This window comes from Ramlibacter lithotrophicus (genome assembly GCF_012184415.1).
Taxonomy (GTDB): domain Bacteria; phylum Pseudomonadota; class Gammaproteobacteria; order Burkholderiales; family Burkholderiaceae_C; genus Ramlibacter; species Ramlibacter lithotrophicus.
This window is the reverse complement of the sequence record NZ_VTOX01000001.1, coordinates 1,113,164-1,129,951: the sequence shown is the minus strand read 5'-3', so window position 1 is coordinate 1,129,951 and position 16,788 is coordinate 1,113,164. Positions and strand designations below refer to the sequence as shown.

17 protein-coding genes are annotated in these 16,788 nt (G+C 70.6%); 10 read left to right on the top strand and 7 right to left on the bottom strand.

Annotated features, from left to right (window positions below):
- Positions 1 to 15 precede the first annotated feature (15 nt).
- The 3 genes from RAMLITH_RS05320 (at position 16) to RAMLITH_RS05310 (ending at position 2,077) form a co-directional block, all read left to right on the top strand.
- Complete coding sequence (locus tag RAMLITH_RS05320; RefSeq protein WP_168106241.1) at positions 16 to 1,149, top strand: JmjC domain-containing protein; 1,134 nt, start codon at positions 16 to 18, stop codon at positions 1,147 to 1,149.
- Positions 1,146 to 1,655, top strand: coding sequence for a hypothetical protein (locus RAMLITH_RS05315; protein ID WP_181017744.1), 510 nt, complete (start codon positions 1,146 to 1,148; stop codon positions 1,653 to 1,655). Before RAMLITH_RS05320 ends, RAMLITH_RS05315 begins: the two co-directional genes overlap by 4 nt.
- A gap of 173 nt (positions 1,656 to 1,828) precedes the next feature.
- On the top strand, positions 1,829 to 2,077 hold the full coding sequence (locus RAMLITH_RS05310; protein ID WP_168106240.1) for a hypothetical protein: 249 nt from the start codon (positions 1,829 to 1,831) through the stop codon (positions 2,075 to 2,077).
- Positions 2,078 to 2,159: 82 nt separating this feature from the next.
- On the opposite strand, the gene RAMLITH_RS05305 is transcribed toward RAMLITH_RS05310, so the two are convergent.
- The 6 genes from RAMLITH_RS05305 to RAMLITH_RS05285 all read right to left on the bottom strand — a co-directional run bounded on the left by RAMLITH_RS05305 (position 2,160) and on the right by RAMLITH_RS05285 (position 7,064).
- Positions 2,160 to 2,936 carry an MBL fold metallo-hydrolase gene (locus tag RAMLITH_RS05305; protein ID WP_168106239.1) on the bottom strand — a complete coding sequence of 259 codons (777 nt, stop codon included), beginning with the start codon at positions 2,934 to 2,936 and terminating at the stop codon, positions 2,160 to 2,162.
- Positions 2,937 to 2,982: 46 nt separating this feature from the next.
- Positions 2,983 to 4,065 carry an outer membrane protein assembly factor BamC gene (bamC, locus tag RAMLITH_RS05300; RefSeq protein ID WP_420376887.1) on the bottom strand — a complete coding sequence of 361 codons (1,083 nt, stop codon included), beginning with the start codon at positions 4,063 to 4,065 and terminating at the stop codon, positions 2,983 to 2,985.
- Between the two features lie 28 nt (positions 4,066 to 4,093).
- Positions 4,094 to 4,978 (bottom strand): 4-hydroxy-tetrahydrodipicolinate synthase, encoded by an 885-nt coding sequence (gene dapA, locus RAMLITH_RS05295; protein WP_168106238.1) that lies wholly within the window; start codon positions 4,976 to 4,978, stop codon positions 4,094 to 4,096.
- A gap of 80 nt (positions 4,979 to 5,058) precedes the next feature.
- A complete protein-coding gene (locus tag RAMLITH_RS05290) occupies positions 5,059 to 5,601 on the bottom strand; it encodes a class I SAM-dependent methyltransferase (protein ID WP_168106474.1) in 543 nt (180 codons plus the stop codon).
- Positions 5,602 to 5,710: 109 nt separating this feature from the next.
- Positions 5,711 to 5,842: a hypothetical protein gene (locus RAMLITH_RS26015; protein ID WP_272954145.1), complete on the bottom strand. Its 132-nt coding sequence runs from the start codon at positions 5,840 to 5,842 to the stop codon at positions 5,711 to 5,713.
- Between the two features lies 1 nt (position 5,843).
- Positions 5,844 to 7,064, bottom strand: coding sequence for an MFS transporter (locus RAMLITH_RS05285; RefSeq protein ID WP_168106237.1), 1,221 nt, complete (start codon positions 7,062 to 7,064; stop codon positions 5,844 to 5,846).
- Between the two features lie 125 nt (positions 7,065 to 7,189).
- Between RAMLITH_RS05285 and RAMLITH_RS05280 the strand changes: the two genes are divergently transcribed.
- Genes RAMLITH_RS05280 through parC form a run of 4 tightly spaced genes read left to right on the top strand, consistent with a single transcriptional unit; the run spans position 7,190 to position 12,928 of the window.
- The gene (locus RAMLITH_RS05280; RefSeq protein WP_168106236.1) at positions 7,190 to 9,157 is read left to right on the top strand and encodes a DNA topoisomerase IV subunit B; all 1,968 of its coding nucleotides are present in this window, start codon (positions 7,190 to 7,192) and stop codon (positions 9,155 to 9,157) included.
- A gap of 10 nt (positions 9,158 to 9,167) precedes the next feature.
- Positions 9,168 to 9,728 (top strand): GNAT family N-acetyltransferase, encoded by a 561-nt coding sequence (locus RAMLITH_RS05275; RefSeq protein WP_168106235.1) that lies wholly within the window; start codon positions 9,168 to 9,170, stop codon positions 9,726 to 9,728.
- Positions 9,725 to 10,555, top strand: coding sequence for a lytic transglycosylase domain-containing protein (locus RAMLITH_RS05270; protein WP_168106234.1), 831 nt, complete (start codon positions 9,725 to 9,727; stop codon positions 10,553 to 10,555). Before RAMLITH_RS05275 ends, RAMLITH_RS05270 begins: the two co-directional genes overlap by 4 nt.
- Positions 10,556 to 10,594: 39 nt before the next feature.
- Positions 10,595 to 12,928, top strand: a complete 2,334-nt coding sequence (gene parC, locus RAMLITH_RS05265; RefSeq protein ID WP_168106233.1) for a DNA topoisomerase IV subunit A — start codon at positions 10,595 to 10,597, stop codon at positions 12,926 to 12,928.
- Positions 12,929 to 13,296: 368 nt separating this feature from the next.
- On the opposite strand, the gene RAMLITH_RS05260 is transcribed toward parC, so the two are convergent.
- Positions 13,297 to 13,752 (bottom strand): RidA family protein, encoded by a 456-nt coding sequence (locus RAMLITH_RS05260; RefSeq protein WP_168106232.1) that lies wholly within the window; start codon positions 13,750 to 13,752, stop codon positions 13,297 to 13,299.
- Between the two features lie 158 nt (positions 13,753 to 13,910).
- Here RAMLITH_RS05260 and RAMLITH_RS05255 point away from each other — a divergent pair, with 158 nt between their 5' ends.
- From RAMLITH_RS05255 to RAMLITH_RS05245, 3 genes are read left to right on the top strand one after another with little or no spacing between them, the layout of a single operon-like run.
- Positions 13,911 to 14,111, top strand: coding sequence for a hypothetical protein (locus tag RAMLITH_RS05255; RefSeq protein WP_168106231.1), 201 nt, complete (start codon positions 13,911 to 13,913; stop codon positions 14,109 to 14,111).
- The gene (locus RAMLITH_RS05250) at positions 14,086 to 14,256 is read left to right on the top strand and encodes a hypothetical protein (RefSeq protein ID WP_168106230.1); all 171 of its coding nucleotides are present in this window, start codon (positions 14,086 to 14,088) and stop codon (positions 14,254 to 14,256) included. Before RAMLITH_RS05255 ends, RAMLITH_RS05250 begins: the two co-directional genes overlap by 26 nt.
- A 58-nt stretch (positions 14,257 to 14,314) precedes the next feature.
- Complete coding sequence (locus RAMLITH_RS05245) at positions 14,315 to 16,765, top strand: DNA internalization-related competence protein ComEC/Rec2 (RefSeq protein ID WP_168106229.1); 2,451 nt, start codon at positions 14,315 to 14,317, stop codon at positions 16,763 to 16,765.
- Positions 16,766 to 16,788 lie beyond the last annotated feature (23 nt).

The window sequence follows — 16,788 nt, the reverse complement described above, 5'->3', positions numbered from 1 at the left end:
TTCTCGCAGTTCACGATGGACGTCACACGACCCACGCCCTTGCTCGGGGGGCTCACCCCGGCCCAGTTCATGAAGCGGCACTGGCAGAAGAAGCCGCTGCTGGTGCGCGGCGCGCTGCCGGGCTTCGAGCCGCTGCTCTCGCGCGCCGAACTGTTCGCGCTCGCGGCGCGCGAGGAGGTCGAGTCGCGGCTGGTGGCGCGCTCGGGCGGCCAATGGCAGTTCCGGCGCGGGCCGTTCGCCCGGCGCGCCTTGCCGCCCCTGGCGCGGCCCGACTGGACGCTGCTGGTGCAAGGCGTCGACCTGCACCACGAAGCGGCGCACGAACTGCTGTCGCGGTTCCGCTTCGTGCCGCAGGCACGGCTTGACGACCTCATGATCAGTTATGCGGCCGACGGCGGCGGTGTCGGCCCGCATTTCGACAGCTACGACGTGTTCCTGCTGCAGGCGCAGGGACGGCGGCGCTGGCGCATCGGCCGGCAGGACGACCTCCGCCTCGTGCCTGGCGTGCCGCTGAAGATCCTCGCCAGCTTCGAGCCGGAGGCCGAATACGTCCTGGAGCCCGGCGACCTGCTGTACCTGCCCCCGCGCTATGCGCATGACGGCATCGCCGAGGGCGAGTGCCAGACCTACTCGATCGGCTTCCGCTCGCCGGCGGGCGCCGAACTCGCACGCGACCTGCTGCAGCGGCTGTCCGAGGATGCGGCCGAGGCGGCCGGCGAGCGGATCTACCGCGACCCGGCGCAAGCCGCCACCGCCGCGCCCGGGGCCATTCCCCAAGCGCTGCAGGCGTTCGCGCAGGCGGCGCTCGCCGCAGCCCTGAAGGATCCCGGTGCGGTCGAGCGCGCGTTGGGCGAGGCGCTGAGCGAGCCCAAGCCGACGGTGTGGTTCGAGGGCGCGGCCCCCGCCGACCTGGACGCGGGCGTCGTCCTCGATCGCCGCACGCGGATGATGTACGACCGCTCGCACGTCTTCATCAACGGCGAGAGCTACCGCGCCAGCGGCCGCGATGCGGCGCTGATGCGCGCCCTGGCCGACGGCCGCCGGCTGCAGGCCGCGCAAGTGGCGCGCGCGAGCGCCGCGGCGCGCGCATTGCTCGCGGCCTGGCAGGAAGCCGGCTGGCTGCAGCCGCTGGAGGAAGCAACGCCATGACCGCGCCCGACGCCATTCCGCCCGAGCCGCTGCCGTCCGGCCGCTTCGAGGGGCGCATCGCCTTCCAGCAACTGGTGCGCGATGCGCTGGCCGCCGCCGCCCGCGAAGGCTGGCGCGAAATCATCCTCAGCGACCCCGACTTCGCCGACTGGCCGCTGGGCGAGCGGGCCGTCGCCGAGTCGCTGCACGCGTGGTCGACGAGCGGCCGGCACTGCATCCTGCTGGCGCGCCGCTGGGACGAGGTGGTGCGCCGGCACGCCCGCTTCGTCGGCTGGCGCGGCACCTGGGCGCACATCATCGATGCCAGGGCCTGCCGCGCCGCCGATCCGCTGGAGTTGCCCAGTGCCATCTGGAGTCCCGGCTGGGTCATGCAACGGCTGGACCTCGACCGCTGCAACGGCTACTGCGGCGGCGAGCCGGAACGCCGCCTGATGCTGCGCGAGGACCTGCAGGAATGGCTGCGGCAGAGCTCGCCGTCGTTTCCATCCAACACTCTTGGACTGTGAGTGGAATCCCCTAGGGGCAGTCCCTTAAGGGTTTGCCGGGTATTGGGCCTTTCGGACCTATAATCCCGTGCTGAACGGCAGGAGCTCGAATGCCTGCGTTCGGGTCAACACCGGCCATTCCGCCGAACTGACAATTTCCGAAAATTGCTTCGTCCCAGAGAAGGAACCTTGAAATGAAGAAATCGCTCGTCCTGGCGACCCTGATTGCCGCCGCTGCCCTGGCTGCCTGCGGCAAGAAGGAAGAGCCGGCGCCCGCTCCGGCTCCCGCTCCCGCCGCCGCTCCGGCTCCGGCCCCCGCCGCTCCGGCCGCCGACGCCGCTGCCAGCGCTCCGGCCGCCGCCCCGGCTGCCGATGCTGCTGCTTCCGCAGCCGCTGCAGCCGCTGCCACGCCGGCCGCCTCGGCCGCCAGCGGCACCAAGTAATCGGTTCTTCCGGTTCGAAGAAAAAGCCGCCCTCGGGCGGCTTTTTGCATTGGTGGCACCCCGAAGGCGCGCGGCGGGTGAGTCAGGCCGTAAGCCAGTCGCAGCCGGTCCCCGCATCCGCCACGCCGATGTCGGCTGGCGCGCAACCGAGTGCGGCGGCCAGCGCCTCGCGCGCCAGCGCCGGACGGTTGTTCTGCTCGCTCAGATGCGCGGCCACCACCTGCTTCAAGCCGCGTGGCTGCAGGGCCGCGGCGATGGCCGCGGCAGCGCTGTTGGCGAGGTGCCCGTACGCGCCGGCCACGCGGCGCTTGAGAAAGGGCGGATAGGCCGAGGCCGCGAGCAGTTCGGGATCGTGGTTGCACTCCAGGAGCAGGGTGTCGCAGCCTGCCAGTTGTTCCAGGACGTGGCTGCTGGCATGGCCCATGTCGGTCGCCACGCCCAGGCGCCGCTGGCCATCGCCGCACGTGAGCTGCAGCGGCTCGCGCGCATCGTGCGGCACGGTGAAGGGCAGCACCTGCAGCCCGCCGATCTCGATGTCGACCTCGTCGCAGGCGATCCGCAGCAGGCCCTCGAGGTCCGGCTTGCCGATCGCCGACCAGGTGCCGTGGCTCATCCAGACCGGGATCCGCTCGCGCAGCGCCAACTGGCGGGCGCAGCCGACGTGGTCGGAATGCTCGTGGGTGATGAAGATCGCGTCGATCTGCTCGGCGAGCATGCCGGCCATGGCGAGCCGCTTGTCCAGCTGGCGGATGCCAAGTCCGCAGTCGATCAGCAGGTGCGTTGCGCGGCCGCCGCCGCTGGCCTGCACCACCGTGGCATTGCCGGTGCTGCCGCTGCCGAGGCTCTTGAACCTGATCATCCGTGCAAGGACGCGGGTCCGCGCAGCAGGACCCGTGTCTTCACCTTTACTTCAAGTCGTCCGCGATGACCTGCACGATCCGCTTGGCCGTCTCGGAGGTCTCCGGCCCGCCGCTCGCGTTCAGCACCGAAACCGTCGTCGACTCGCCCTGGCTCTTGAGCGCGATGCGGTACTTGTTCGGCGCGGCGTCCTTGTCGCCGCGGCCGAACAGCTTCGCCAGCCAGCCCGGCTCCTTGCGGTCGGCGCTCGGCTCGACGTAGCGAACGAAGTACATGCCTTGGGCGCGGTCGCGGTCTTCCACCGTGAAGCCGGTGCGGTCCAGGGCCAGGCCGACGCGGCGCCAGGCGCGATCGAATCCCTCGTCGATCTGCACCACCGGGGTGTTGCCCACCGTGGCGACGCGCGAGCTCGGCCTGGCCGCGCTCGCCACCAGGGCCTTCGACTGCTCCTGCGGCACGCCGAGCCTGACCATCAGCCGGCGCAGGAATTCGGTTTCCAGTTCCGGGTCCGACGGCCGCGGCTGCCACACCGTCTGGTCCTTCTGGGTGTTGCTGTACACCTCGATCATCCCGCGATGGCTGATGTAGATCTCGGTGCCGCCGCTGGGCGTGCGCTCGAGCCGGGTGCGGAACTTGTCGCGCTCGGCGGTCGAATACACCGAGTCGATCAGCTTGCCCAGCGCGTTGCGGATGAAGTCCTGCGGGATCTTGGCGCGGTTCTCGGCCCAGTCGGTCTCCAGGATGCCGAGTGCCGCCTCGTCCTGCGTGAGCAGGAAGCCGCTTTCCAGCCAGAAGTCACGCACCGGTCCCCACAGCTGGTCGGCGGAGCGGTTCACCACCAGCCAGCGCTGGGTGCCGGCGCGTTCGATGCGCACGTCGCCCAGCGTCGTGGCCGCGGTCGGCACGCCGGGAGCGGCCTGGCCGACCTGGAAGCTGCTGGCCGTCACCGTGCCGCCGGGCACCTGGTAGCGAGAGTCGCGCGAGAGCTGGGTCAGGTCGGGCGGGACCTCCAGGGTCACGCCCTTGCCGGCGCTCTTGTAGTCGACCTTCTCGCCTTCCAGCACGGAACAGGCCGAGAGCGCCATCACGGCGCACGCCGCCAGCAGCGCGAGTCTTGCAGATTGCTTCACTTCATCCCCTCAGGATTTGTCTTGAACTTCAGGCCAGCAGGCCGCTGGCGCGCAGCGCGGCTTCGACCACCGGCTCGCTGGCCGTCGCGAGCGGCGTCATCGGCAGGCGCAGGGCGCCGCCGCACAGTCCCATGCGGGCCATCGCCCACTTCACCGGGATCGGATTGGCTTCCACGAACAGGTGGCGGTGCACCGGCAGCAGCCGGCGCTGGATCTCCATCGCCTTCCTGGCGTCGCCGGCCACCGCCGCCACGCACAGTTCGTGCATCAGGCGCGGCGCGACGTTGGCGGTGACGCTGACGTTGCCTTGCCCGCCGCACAGCATCAGGGCGACGGCGGTCGGATCGTCGCCGGAGTAGACGGCGAAGCCCTCGGGCACGTCGCGGATCAGCCACTGCGCGCGCTCGATGTTGCCGGTCGCTTCCTTGATGCCGATGATGCCGGGCACCTGCGCCAGGCGCAGCACGGTGTCGTGCTGCAGGTCGGCCACGGTGCGGCCCGGCACGTTGTACAGCACCATCGGGAGGTCGACCGCTTCGGCGATCGCGCGGAAGTGCCGGTACTGGCCTTCCTGCGTCGGCTTGTTGTAGTAGGGCACGACCTGCAGCTGGCAGTCGGCGCCGGTCTTCTTCGCGTACTTGGCCAGCTCGATGGCTTCGGCCGTGGAGTTGGCGCCGCAGCCGGCCATGATCGGCACGCGGCCCCTGGCCTGCTCCACCGCGACGCGGATGATCTCGTGGTGTTCCTGCACGTCGACGGTGGGCGACTCGCCCGTGGTCCCCACCACGCCGATGCAGTCGGTGCCCTCGGCAATGTGCCAGTCGACCAGCTTCCGCAGGGACGGATAGTCCACGCTGCCGTCGTCGTGCATCGGCGTCACCAATGCCACGATGCTGCCTGTAATCGGTGTCATGTGCGGGTACTCGAGGGGGAAAAAAGGCATTCTACCCAGCCGCTTCGCTGGCACCGCGCCGGCGGCGGCGCAGGTGGAGACTATTTGAGCAGGTAGCGCGGGGCCGCATCACCCGCGACCGGACGCACGGCGGCGATCCGCTGCACGAAGCGCGGCGGATCTTCGAGGAAACCCTCCTCGTAGGCGACGACCCGCAGCCGGTCGACCAGGCGCAGCAGCTCGCCGGCGGCCAGCAGGAACTCCGGGCGCGCCGGCCGCCCGACGGTTTCGTTGCCGAGCGCGAAGGTCTCGTAGATCAACGCGCCGCCGGGAGCGACGCTGTCCTGCAACTGCGGGAAGAGCGGCCGCCAGAGGTAATTGGTGACGATCACGCCGCCGAACGTGCGGCCGGGAAGCGGCCACGGGCTGCCGTCCTCGAGGTCGGCCTGCAGCGCCGCGCCGAACGTGCGGGCTGCCTCGATCGCCTCAGGCGCGCGGTCGATGCCGGTGACGGGATGGCCGCGGCCGGCGAACCAGCGCAGGTGCCGGCCGCCGCCGCAGGCGACGTCGAGCACCGGCGCGCCGGCCGGCACCAGGTGCGACCAGCGCCGGACCCAGGGGGATGGCGTTTCGGTGCCGTGCATCTCTTCTCTCGTTGTCTTCATGCTCAGGAAAGCGCCGGGCCGTCCCAAGCTTTCCTGCCGATCGGCCACGATGCAATTTCGCAGCGCAGCGCAGGAATTGCAGCGTCATTCACTGGAAGCACGCCCAGACCTGCTCGGAGATGGTGATCATCAGCTCGGGCCGCGTGTAGAGGGCGAAAACCCCCAGCAGCACCGCGACGGCGGCCACGTAGGCGAGGACCTTGCGCGCGCGAAGGCTCATTTCAGGCCGGTTGCGGCACGCGCCGCACGATGGGGGACTCGCGCACCGGCAGGTTCACCAGCGCGGCGAACACCCCCAGCGCGATCGCGATGTACCAGACGATGTCGTAGCTGCCGGTGCGGTCGTACAGCAGGCCGCCCAGCCAGACGCCCAGGAACGAGCCGATCTGGTGGCTGAAGAAGACGAAGCCGCCCAGCATGGAGAAGTGCGCGACGCCGAAGATCTGGGCCACGATGGCGTTGGTGGGCGGCACCGTGGACAACCACAGCAGCCCGATGACCGCGGAGAACAGGTACACCGACAACGGCGTGAGCGGTGCCCACAGGAAGAGCGCGATCGCGACCGAGCGGGCCAGATAGATGAAGGCGAGGATCTTGCGTTTGGCGAGCTTCTGCCCGAGCGAGCCGGCGATATAGGTGCCGAACACGTTGAACAGACCGACCAGGGCCAGCGCGTAGCTGGCGACGTGCGGCGGCAGGCCGTGGTCGCGGAGGTAACTGGGCATGTGCACGCCGATGAAGACCACCTGGAACCCGCAGACGAAGAAACCCGCCGTCAGCAGCTGGAAGCTCGGGTTGCGGAAGGCTTCGCGCACGGCGTGCAGGATGCTCTGCTCGCGCTGCGGCGCATGGCCGCCCTGGAAGCCGGGCTCGCGCAGGCCGAAGGCGATGGGGGCGATCAGCAGCACCAGGCCGCCGAGCAGCAGGAGCGACTGCTGCCAGCCGACGGCGCCGATCAGGAAGCCCTCGACGGGAAGCATCACGAACTGGCCGAAGGAGCCGGCCGCGGCCGCGGCCCCCATCGCCCAGGACCGCCGGGCCGGGTCGATCTGGCGCCCGATCACGCCGTAGATGATGGGGTAGGTGGTGCAGGCCAGTGCCGCGCCGATCAGGATGCCAGAGGTGAGGGCGAAGAGTGTCGCGCTGGTGGCGAGGGCCATTCCCAGCAGGCCGGCTGCATACAGGAGGGCACCGCCGATCAGCACCCGGAGCGGACCGAACCGGTCCGCCGCCATGCCGCCGAAGATGCCGAAGAAGCCCCAGGCCAGGTTCTGGATCGCCATGGCGAACGAGAAGGTCTCGCGGCTCCAGTCCTGGGCCTGCGTGATCGGCTGCAGCCACAGGCCGAAGCCGTGGCGGATGCCCATGGACAGCGTGACGATGGCGGCGCCGCAGGCGAGGACCTGCGCGAGCGGGAGATGGCGGGAGGCGGCGGGAGGCATCGGGCGACTGTACCGAAGCCGCCGTGCCGTTGCTGTCGCGCCCGGCGATGCCCCATGGCGGCCCTGGCCATGAACCTGTATGTCCGTACAGCCAGTTCCGGCCGGCGGCATACAATCCGGCTCCCATGGCCAGCAAACTCCCTCCCGACTATTCCGAAGGTTCCATCCGGGTGCTCAAGGGCCTCGAGCCCGTCAAGCAGCGCCCCGGCATGTACACGCGCACCGACAACACGCTGCATGTGATCCAGGAAGTGCTGGACAACGCGGCCGACGAGGCGCTGGCCGGCCACGGCAAGCGGATCAAGGTCACCTTGCACACCGACGGTTCGGTGAGCATCGACGACGATGGTCGCGGCATCCCGTTCGGCCTGCACCCGGAAGAAAAGGCGCCGGTGATCGAGCTGGTGTTCACGCGGCTGCACGCCGGCGGCAAGTTCGACAAGGGTTCGGGCGGGGCGTACAGCTTCTCCGGCGGCCTGCACGGCGTCGGCGTGTCGGTGACCAATGCCCTGGCCAAGCGGCTGGAAGCGACCACCCACCGCGAAGGCCAGGTGGCACGGATCGTCTTTGCCGGCGGCGACGTGGTCGAGCCGCTGCAGGTGCGCAAGGCGCAGGAAGGCGACCGGCGTTCCGGCACGTCGGTGCGCGTGTGGCCGGATCCGAAGTACTTCGAGTCCACCCAGCTGCCGCTGGCCGAACTGGCCCACCTGCTGCGCAGCAAGGCGGTACTGATGCCGGGCGTCACGGTGTCGCTGGCCAACGAGAAGACGCGCGACACCCAGTCCTGGCAGTACAAGGGCGGCCTGCGCGACTACCTGTTGCAGACGCTGACGGGCGAGCCGGTGATCCCGCTGTTCGAGGGCGAGGGCTTCGCCCAGAACAACGACAGCTTCGCCGAAGGCGAGGGCGCCCAGTGGTCGGTGGCGTTCACCGAGGACGGCCAGCCGGTGCGCGAGAGCTACGTCAACCTGATCCCGACCATCAACGGCGGCACCCACGAGGCGGGGCTGCGCGACGGCCTGTTCAACGCCGTCAAGAGCTTCATCGACCTGCATTCGCTGCTGCCCAAGGGCGTCAAGCTGCTGCCGGAGGACGTCTTCGCCCGCGCCTCGTACGTGCTTTCGGCCAAGGTGCTCGATCCGCAGTTCCAGGGCCAGATCAAGGAGCGCCTCAACTCGCGGGACGCGGTGCGGCTGGTGTCCAGCTTCGTGCGGCCGGCGCTGGAGCTGTGGTTGAACCAGCATGTGGAGTACGGCCGCAAGCTCGCGGAGCTCGCGATCAAGGCGGCCCAGAGCCGGCAGAAGGCCGGCCAGAAGGTGGAAAAGCGCAAGGGGTCGGGCGTGGCCGTGCTGCCCGGCAAGCTGACCGACTGCGAGAGCCGTGACCTGAGCCACAACGAGGTGTTCCTGGTGGAAGGCGACTCCGCCGGCGGCAGCGCAAAGATGGGCCGCGACAAGGAATGCCAGGCCGTGCTGCCGCTGCGCGGCAAGGTGCTCAATACCTGGGAGGTCGAGCGCGACCGCCTGTTCGCCAACACCGAGATCCACGACATCGCCGTGGCGATCGGCGTGGATCCGCACGGCCCCGAGGACAGTCCCGACCTGTCTGGCTTGAGGTACGGCAAGATCTGCATCCTGTCGGACGCCGACGTCGACGGCTCGCACATCCAGGTGCTGCTGCTCACGCTGTTCTTCCGCCACTTCCCGAAGCTGATCGAGGCCGGCCATGTTTTCGTGGCGCGCCCGCCGCTGTTTCGCGTGGACGCGCCGGCCCGTGGCAAGAAACCGGCGTCCAAGAGCTACGCCCTGGACGAAGGCGAGCTCACGGCGATCCTGGACAAGCTGCGCAAGGAAGGCGTGCGCGAAGGCGCCTGGAGCATCAGCCGGTTCAAGGGACTGGGCGAGATGAGCGCGGAACAATTGTGGGAGACGACGCTCAATCCGGATACCCGCCGGCTGCTGCCGGTGCGGCTGGGCCAGCTGGACTTCCTGCAGACCCAGCAGCTCATCACGAAGCTGATGGGCAAGGGCGAAGCCGCCGCGCGCCGCGAACTGATGGAGCTGCACGGCAACGCCGTCGAAATCGACGTCTGACTTCCAACCCATGAACCGTTCCTGCCCCGCCGACACGATCCTGGACCGCCCGCCCGTGCGGGTGCGCCTGCGGCCGACGATGCAGAGCGACCTCGACTTCGTGCTGACCCTGGAGCAGGACGACGCCAACCTGCCGTTCATCACCCCCTGGGAGCGCACCCAGCACGAGGCGGCGATCCGTTTTCCGGATTTCCGGCATTTCATCGTCGAGGGCGGGCCCCAACTCGATGCGGTGGGCTTCCTGATCCTGGTCGGCTGCCGCAGCCGCCACCTGTCGCTGGAACTCAAGAGGATGGTCATCCAGACCAAACGCCAGGGCTACGGCCGCGCCGCGCTGCACCTGGCCAAGAAGATCGCGTTCGACGACCTTGGCGCCCATCGCCTCTGGCTCGACGTGAAGGGCCGCAACACCCGCGCGGCGGCGCTGTACCGCGCCGAGGGCTTCGTCCAGGAAGGCGTCCTGCGCGACGCCGTCAAGGTGGCGGACGGTTTTGACTCGCTGGCCGTCATGTCGATGTTGCGGCCCGAGTTCGACGCGCGCCGCGCGGCGGCGCTGGAGCTCGCGGCATGACGGCGGCCTGGCGCACGCTCGCGGCGCTGTTGCTGGCGCTGGCGCTGCTGCCGGCGGCGCGGGCGGACGTCTGGGGCTATGTCGACGAGAAGGGGGTCGCCCATTTCGCGGCCGAGCGGCTCGACGAGCGCTACCAGCTGTTCTTCCGGGGCGGCGAGAGCTTCGACACCACTCAGGGCATTGCCACGCCGCGGCCGGTAGCGGTGCCGACCTCGCAATCCAAGCTGCTGGCGTTCTTCGACGTCTCGCCGGCCTACAAGCAGGTCAAGCACCACCTGCGCGAGGCATCGAAGGCGCACGGCATCGACTACGAGCTGCTGAAGGCCGTGATCGCCACCGAGTCCGGCTTCGACGCCGGCGCCGTGTCGCCCAAGGGCGCGGTGGGCCTGATGCAGGTGATGCCGGCCACCGCGCAGCGCTACGGCGTCACCGGGGACGCCAAAACGCCGACGGCAAGGAAGCTCGCCGATCCGCGCGTCAACATCAGGACCGGCGCGCGTTACCTGCGCCACCTGCTGGACCTGTTCCCCGGGCAACTGGAGCTGGCCCTGGCCGCGTACAACGCCGGGGAAGGCGCGGTGCAGCGCGCGGGCAACCGCATCCCCAATTACCGCGAAACGCAGAACTACGTGAAGACCGTGCTGCAGTTGTACGGGCTGCTCAAGCCGCCGCAGCTGGCGGCGCGCGAGGGGCCGGCGCCGAGCCGGGTGCGGATGGAATTGCCGGTGGGCGGCGCGCGCGGCCGCGGCAACCTGCCGGCCCGCGAGGCGCCGGGCGTGCCGCTGGCGGCCGGGCCCAGGGACGAGGGCGCGACGGTCTCGGAGTGAGGGAGATGGCCGGCTCGCGCCGGCCTTTGCGACGGAGCTATGGAACAAGAACTGATTTCCTTCGGCGGCGGCGACGCCGGCGACGACGGCGAGCTCGGCCTGGGCTCGTATGCCCAGCGGGCCTATCTCGAATACGCGCTGAGCGTCGTCAAGGGCCGGGCCCTGCCCGACGTGGCGGACGGCCAGAAGCCGGTGCAGCGGCGCATCCTGTACTCCATGTGGCGCATGGGCCTGGGATTTTCCGGCGCCGGCGGGGCGCGCCCCGTCAAGAGCGCGCGCGTGGTCGGCGACGTGCTGGGCCGCTTCCATCCGCACGGTGACCAGGCGGCCTACGACGCGCTGGTGCGCATGGCCCAGGACTTCTCGCAGCGCTATCCGCTGATCGACGGCCACGGCAACTTCGGCAGCCGCGACGGCGACGGCGCCGCGGCGATGCGCTACACCGAGGCGCGCCTGGCCCGCATCACCAGCCTGCTGCTCGACGAGATCGACGAGGGCACCGTCGATTTCGTCCCCAACTACGACGGCAGCACGCAGGAGCCGCAGCAGCTGCCGGCGCGCCTGCCGTTCGCGCTGCTCAACGGCGCGAGCGGGATCGCCGTCGGGCTGGCGACGGAAGTGCCCAGCCACAACCTGCGCGAAGTCGCCGATGCCTGCGTCGCCCTGATTCGCAACCCGAAGCTTGACGACGCGGAGCTGTTCACGTTGCTGCCGGGACCGGACTATCCGGGCGGCGGCCAGATCATCAGCGCCGCGGCCGACATCGCCGAGGCATACCGCACCGGCCGCGGATCGCTCAAGGTGCGCGCCCGCTGGAAGATCGAGGAGCTGGCGCGCGGCCAGTGGCAGTTGGTGGTCACCGAGTTGCCGCCGGGCGTCAGCGCGCAGCGCGTGCTGGAAGAGATCGAGGAGCTGACCAACCCCAAGGTCAAGGCCGGCAAGAAGGCACTGCTGCAGGAGCAGCTGCAGCTCAAACAGACGGTGCTGGCGGTGCTCGACGCCGTGCGCGACGAGTCGAGCAAGGACGCGGCGGTGCGCATCGTGTTCGAGCCCAGGACCAGCAGGATCGAGCAGTCCGACCTGATCGCCACGCTGCTGGCGCACACCAGCCTGGAGACGTCGGCGCCGATCAACCTGACGGCGATCGGCCTCGACGGCAAGCCGGTGCAGAAGTCGCTGCGCCAGATGCTGCTGGAATGGACCGAGTTCCGCCAGGCCACCATCGAGCGGCGCTCGAAGCACCGGCTCGCCAAGGTGAGCGACCGCATCCACATCCTCGAGGGCCGGCAGCTGGTGCTGCTGAACATCGACGAGGTGATCGCGATCATCCGCCACAGCGACGAGCCGAAGGCTGCATTGATCGCGCGCTTCAAGCTCAGCGACCGGCAGGCCGAGGACATCCTGGAGATCAGGCTGCGGCAGCTCGCGCGCCTGGAAGCGATCCGCATCGAGCAGGAGCTGAAGGAACTGCACGAGGAGCGCAAGAAGCTCGAGGAGATCCTGGGCAGTCCGGCGGCGCTGCGGCGCCTGATGATCAGGGAGATCGAGCAGGACGCGAAACTGTTCGCCGACGCCCGCCGCACGCTGATCCAGGCGGAAAAGCGAGCCACCGTGGAGGTGCGCGTGCTCGACGAGCCGGTGACGGTGATCGTTTCCCAGAAAGGGTGGGTGCGTTCGCGCCAGGGCCACGGGCACGATGCGTCCGGCTTCGCGTTCAAGGCCGGCGACGGCCTGTACGGCACCTTCGAGTGCCGAACCGTGGACACCTTGCTTGCGTTCGGCAGCAACGGCCGCGTCTACACGGTGCCGGTGTCCACGCTGCCGGGCGCGCGCGGCGACGGCCAGCCGGTCACCACGATGATCGAACTGGAAGCCGGCACGCAGCTGCTGCACTACTTCGCCGGCGCGCCGTCGGCGTGGCTGCTGCTTTCCAGCTCGGGCGGCTACGGCTTCATCGCCACGGTGGAAAACATGATGTCGCGCCTGAAGGCCGGCAAGGCCTTCATCAGCGTCGGCGAGGGCGAGACGATCTGCCGTCCGTCGCCGGCCAACGTGCCGCCGCAACCGCCCGCTACGCACGTGGCTTGCGCCTCCACGCTGGGCCGCATCCTCACCTTCGAGATCGCCGAGCTGAAGGCGATGGCCAACGGCGGGCGCGGCCTGATGCTGATCGACCTGGACGCCAAGGACTCGCTTGCCGGCGCCGCAGCCTACACCCGCAGCGTGCGCATCGCCGGCCTCGGGCGCGGCGGCAAGGAGCGCGAGGAGACGCTGGAGATCCGCTCGCTGAACAACGCCAAGGCCGGCCGCGGCCGCAAGGGCAAGGCGGCGGACCTGGGCTTCAAGCCGGTGACGATCGAGCGGGTGGAATAGACGGACTCCGGGTCGGCGGTGGTCCATCTTGGGTGCTCACCGAGCGGGGGACGCTCCACCGTGGTGGCAAGAAACTACCCGCGACTCACCGGCTGCCGCCTTCATGGTGGAGCGCCACGCCGCACCGCCGAGGCCGGCGATTGGGGGTGTCGGGCGCAGCGACCCATTCGCGGTTGCCCGCCCGGTGGCGTGCGCGGGCGGTGGTGATGTGATGGTTCATGCGCGGCTGGGCGGTCGTCCGCGAGAGGAGCGGAGAACGACACCCCCGGTCGCCGGCCGATGCCACCCAGGTGGCGCGCGTTTGCTCCGACACCCAGGCCGCCCGGCCGATGGCATTCGAGGTGGTGCTTCAGTGCCAGTCGCGCTGCTTACCTCACCTCGACCACCAGCTCGATCTCGACGCAGGCGCCCAGCGGGATCTGCGCGACGCCGAAGGCGCTGCGCGCGTGCTGGCCCTTGTCGCCGAACACCTGGCCGAGCAGTTCGCTCGCGCCGTTGGTCACCAGGTGCTGCTCGGTGAAGTCGCCGGTGGAATTGACCAGGCTCATCAGCTTCACGATGCGTTTCACCTTGTTCAGGTCGCCCACCGCGGCGTGCAAGGTGCCCATGAGGTCGATCGCGACGGCACGCGCAGCGGCCTTGCCTTCGTCGGTCGTCATGGTGCGGCCGAACTGGCCGACCCAGGGTTTGCCGTCCTTCTTCGCGATGTGGCCGGAGAGATAGACCAGGTTGCCGGTCTGGACGAAGGGCACGTAGGCCGCGGCGGGCGCGGCCACCGGCGGGAGGGTGATGCCCAGTTCTTCGAGTTGGTCGTACACGCTCATGGCGCCTCCTTGTGTCACGCGATTGTAGGAGCGCAGGCGCGCGCAACGTTACATCCTCTTCCCGTGGCGGACCGCCGATCCTTGATAGATTCGCCACCGTCGCCCCGGGCTGCGCTTTGCCCGCTGCGATCAAAAGAGCCGGAAAGGGGAAGCAAAGCATGGGGCAGGTGAGGCAGGACCAGACCGGGTCCGAGGAACCCCGCGACGAGGGCGCCGCCGGCGACTTCGGCAACGCGGGCATGGGCGCGGCGAGCGCCCTCGAGAAGATGAAGTCGCAGCACCAGCGCCGCCACCAGCGCCTGCATGGCAGCAACGCACAGTGGCCGGAGCGCGATGACGACGCCAGACAAGAAGGATAGCGTCGAGCCGCCGCACGATGAGGACGGCAGGCGTTCGCCCGGCACCGGCCGCGGCGCCGACAGCGCCCTCACGGCATTGATCAAGCGGCGCGTGCCGCCGCCCGAGCCGCCGCCTTCCACCGACGCCATCGACGACCAGGCCTGAGCGGCCGGCCGGGCTTGCCCGGTCGGCGCCGGCGGGCCGTCGATCGTTGAGAAGCGGCATGCCCGACCGCCATGGCCCCGCCGCCAGCCGCTGGATCACGCCCGCGCTGGCAGGCGCCGTGCTGGGTCCGGCGCTGCAGGTGCAACAGCCGGCACTCTGGCCGGCGGCAGCCTACGCGGGCCTTGGCGTGCTGGGCCTGGCGGTGCTGGCAGGCGCGGCGTGGCGGCGTCCCGGCCGCGGCGCAGCGGTGCTGGCGCTGCTGGCCTTCGCGCTGGCCGGGTTCGGCGCCTGCGGCTGGCGCGCCGACCGCTTCCTCGCGCGGGGGCTGGACCCGGCGCTGGAAGGGCGCGACCTCGTCGTCACCGGCATCGTCGCGGCGCTGCCGCAGCAGCATGAGGCGGGGCTGCGCTTCCGGCTGGAGGTGGAGTCGGCGACGACGGGCGGCGTGGCGGTGCGCCTGGTGCCGCTGCTGTCGCTCGGCTGGTATGGCGGCGTCGCGCCGGGCGACTCCGGTCTGGTCGAGCTGCAGCGCGTGCCGGCCCCGCTGCGTCCGGGCGAGCGCTGGCAGCTCGCCGTGCGCGTGAAGGCGCCGCACGGCAACAGCAACCCGCACGGCTTCGACTACGAACTGTGGCTCTGGGAACAGGGCGTGCAGGCGACCGGATCGGTGCGCGCCGGTCCGCGCGATGTGCCGCCGCAGCGCCTCGAGGCCACCTGGCGCCATCCGGTGGAGCGCTGGCGGCAGGAGGTGCGCGACGCCGTCTTCCGCCAGGTCCCCGACCGCGCGATCGCCGGCGTGCTCGCGGCGCTGGCGGTCGGCGACCAGAACGCCATCGAGCGCGCCGACTGGGACATCTTCCGCGCAACCGGCGTGGCCCACTTGATGAGCATTTCCGGGCTGCACATCACGATGTTCGCGTGGCTGGCGGCGCTGGTGACCGGCGCGCTGTGGCGGCGCAGCATCCGCGCCTGCCTGGCCTGGCCGGCGCAACACGCGGCGCTCGCCGGCGGGGCGGCGCTGGCCGCGGCCTATGCCCTGTTCAGCGGCTGGGGCGTTCCTGCGCAGCGCACGGTGCTGATGCTCGCCACGGTCGCGCTGCTGCGCCTGTCGGGCCGGCACTGGCCGTGGCCCGTCGTGTGGTTGCTGGCCGCGGCGGTGGTGGTGACGGCCGATCCCTGGGCGCTGCTGCAACCCGGCTTCTGGCTCAGTTTCGTCGCGGTGGGCGTCCTGTTTGCGAGCGAGCCGCCGGCCCTGGCGCCGCGACCGCCAGCTGGGCCCGCCGCGCGGCTGGCGCGCGCGATCATGGCCGCGATGCGCGAGCAATGGGTGGTCACGCTGGCGTTGACGCCGCTGACCCTGCTGTTGTTCGGCCAGGCGTCGCTGGTCGGCCTGCTGGCCAACGCGGTCGCGATTCCGTGGGTTACGCTGGTGGTGACGCCGCTGGCCATCGCCGGCGCCGCCGCCAACTCGCTGTGGACGCCGGCCGGTGCCGCGGTGCAGGTCCTGCAGCAGTTCCTGCAGCAGTTCCTGCAATGGCTGGCCGCCTTTCCGTTCGCGACGGTCGCCGTGCCGGCCGCGCCCTTGTGGGCCGGCGCGCTGGGCGTCGCGGGCGGGTTGCTGCTGGTGCTGCGCCTGCCGTGGCCGGTACGGCTGCTCGCGCTGCCCATGCTGCTGCCGGTGCTGCTCTGGCAGACGCCGCGCCCCGCGCCGGGGCAGTTCGAGCTGCTCGCGGCCGACATCGGGCAGGGCAACGCCGTGATCGTGCGCACGGCCGGCCACACCCTCGTGTACGACAGCGGCCCGCGCTACAGCGCGGAAAGCGACGCCGGCCATCGGGTGCTGGTGCCGCTCCTGCGCGCTTTCGGCGAGCGGGTGCAGTTGCTGGTGCTGAGCCACCGCGACACTGACCACACCGGTGGCGCCGGCGCCGTGCTGGCGCAGCAGCAAGGAGCGGCGGTCCTCGGCTCGCTCGCCGACGATCACGAACTGCAGGCGATCCGGCCTTTGGCGCGATGCGCGGCCGGGCAGTCCTGGGACTGGGACGGCGTCCGGTTCGAAGTGCTGCACCCGCGGCCGGCCGACTACCTCGCACCGGGCAAGCCCAATGCGCTCAGCTGCGTGCTGCGGGTCGCCAACGGCGAACGGGCGGCGCTGCTGGCCGGCGACATCGAGCAGGCACAGGAAGCGCGGCTGGCCGCGGAGGGCGTGGGCGGGGGTGGTGCTCCGTTGCGGGCCGACGTGCTGCTGGTGCCGCACCATGGCAGCCGGACCTCGTCGACGCCCGCGTTCCTGGACGCCGTGCAGCCGCGCATCGCGCTGCTGCAGGCCGGCTACCGCAACCGGTTCGGCCATCCGGCGCCGGTGGTGCTGGAGCGGTTGCGCGAGCGCGGCGTGCAGGTGGTGGACTCGCCGCGCTGCGGCGCGGCGCACTGGCGTTCCGACCTCCCCGGCGAGGTGCGGTGCCACCGCCTCCAGGCCCCGCGCTACTGGCTCCATCGGGTGCCCTGAGCCCGCGCGCGCGCGTTCGCGGC

Excerpts from the sequence above, each read along its gene's own strand:
- RAMLITH_RS05320 (WP_168106241.1), top strand. The coding sequence starts at position 16 with ATGGACGTCACACGACCCACGCCCTTGCTCGGGGGGCTCACCCCGGCC.
- RAMLITH_RS05315 (WP_181017744.1), top strand. The coding sequence starts at position 1,146 with ATGACCGCGCCCGACGCCATTCCGCCCGAGCCGCTGCCGTCCGGCCGC.
- RAMLITH_RS05310 (WP_168106240.1), top strand. The coding sequence starts at position 1,829 with ATGAAGAAATCGCTCGTCCTGGCGACCCTGATTGCCGCCGCTGCCCTG.
- RAMLITH_RS05305 (WP_168106239.1), bottom strand. The coding sequence starts at position 2,936 with ATGATCAGGTTCAAGAGCCTCGGCAGCGGCAGCACCGGCAATGCCACG.
- dapA (WP_168106238.1), bottom strand. The coding sequence starts at position 4,978 with ATGACACCGATTACAGGCAGCATCGTGGCATTGGTGACGCCGATGCAC.
- RAMLITH_RS05290 (WP_168106474.1), bottom strand. The coding sequence starts at position 5,601 with ATGCACGGCACCGAAACGCCATCCCCCTGGGTCCGGCGCTGGTCGCAC.
- RAMLITH_RS26015 (WP_272954145.1), bottom strand. The coding sequence starts at position 5,842 with ATGAGCCTTCGCGCGCGCAAGGTCCTCGCCTACGTGGCCGCCGTCGCG.
- RAMLITH_RS05285 (WP_168106237.1), bottom strand. The coding sequence starts at position 7,064 with ATGCCTCCCGCCGCCTCCCGCCATCTCCCGCTCGCGCAGGTCCTCGCC.
- RAMLITH_RS05280 (WP_168106236.1), top strand. The coding sequence starts at position 7,190 with ATGGCCAGCAAACTCCCTCCCGACTATTCCGAAGGTTCCATCCGGGTG.
- RAMLITH_RS05275 (WP_168106235.1), top strand. The coding sequence starts at position 9,168 with ATGAACCGTTCCTGCCCCGCCGACACGATCCTGGACCGCCCGCCCGTG.
- RAMLITH_RS05270 (WP_168106234.1), top strand. The coding sequence starts at position 9,725 with ATGACGGCGGCCTGGCGCACGCTCGCGGCGCTGTTGCTGGCGCTGGCG.
- parC (WP_168106233.1), top strand. The coding sequence starts at position 10,595 with ATGGAACAAGAACTGATTTCCTTCGGCGGCGGCGACGCCGGCGACGAC.
- RAMLITH_RS05260 (WP_168106232.1), bottom strand. The coding sequence starts at position 13,752 with ATGAGCGTGTACGACCAACTCGAAGAACTGGGCATCACCCTCCCGCCG.
- RAMLITH_RS05255 (WP_168106231.1), top strand. The coding sequence starts at position 13,911 with ATGGGGCAGGTGAGGCAGGACCAGACCGGGTCCGAGGAACCCCGCGAC.
- RAMLITH_RS05250 (WP_168106230.1), top strand. The coding sequence starts at position 14,086 with ATGACGACGCCAGACAAGAAGGATAGCGTCGAGCCGCCGCACGATGAG.
- RAMLITH_RS05245 (WP_168106229.1), top strand. The coding sequence starts at position 14,315 with ATGCCCGACCGCCATGGCCCCGCCGCCAGCCGCTGGATCACGCCCGCG.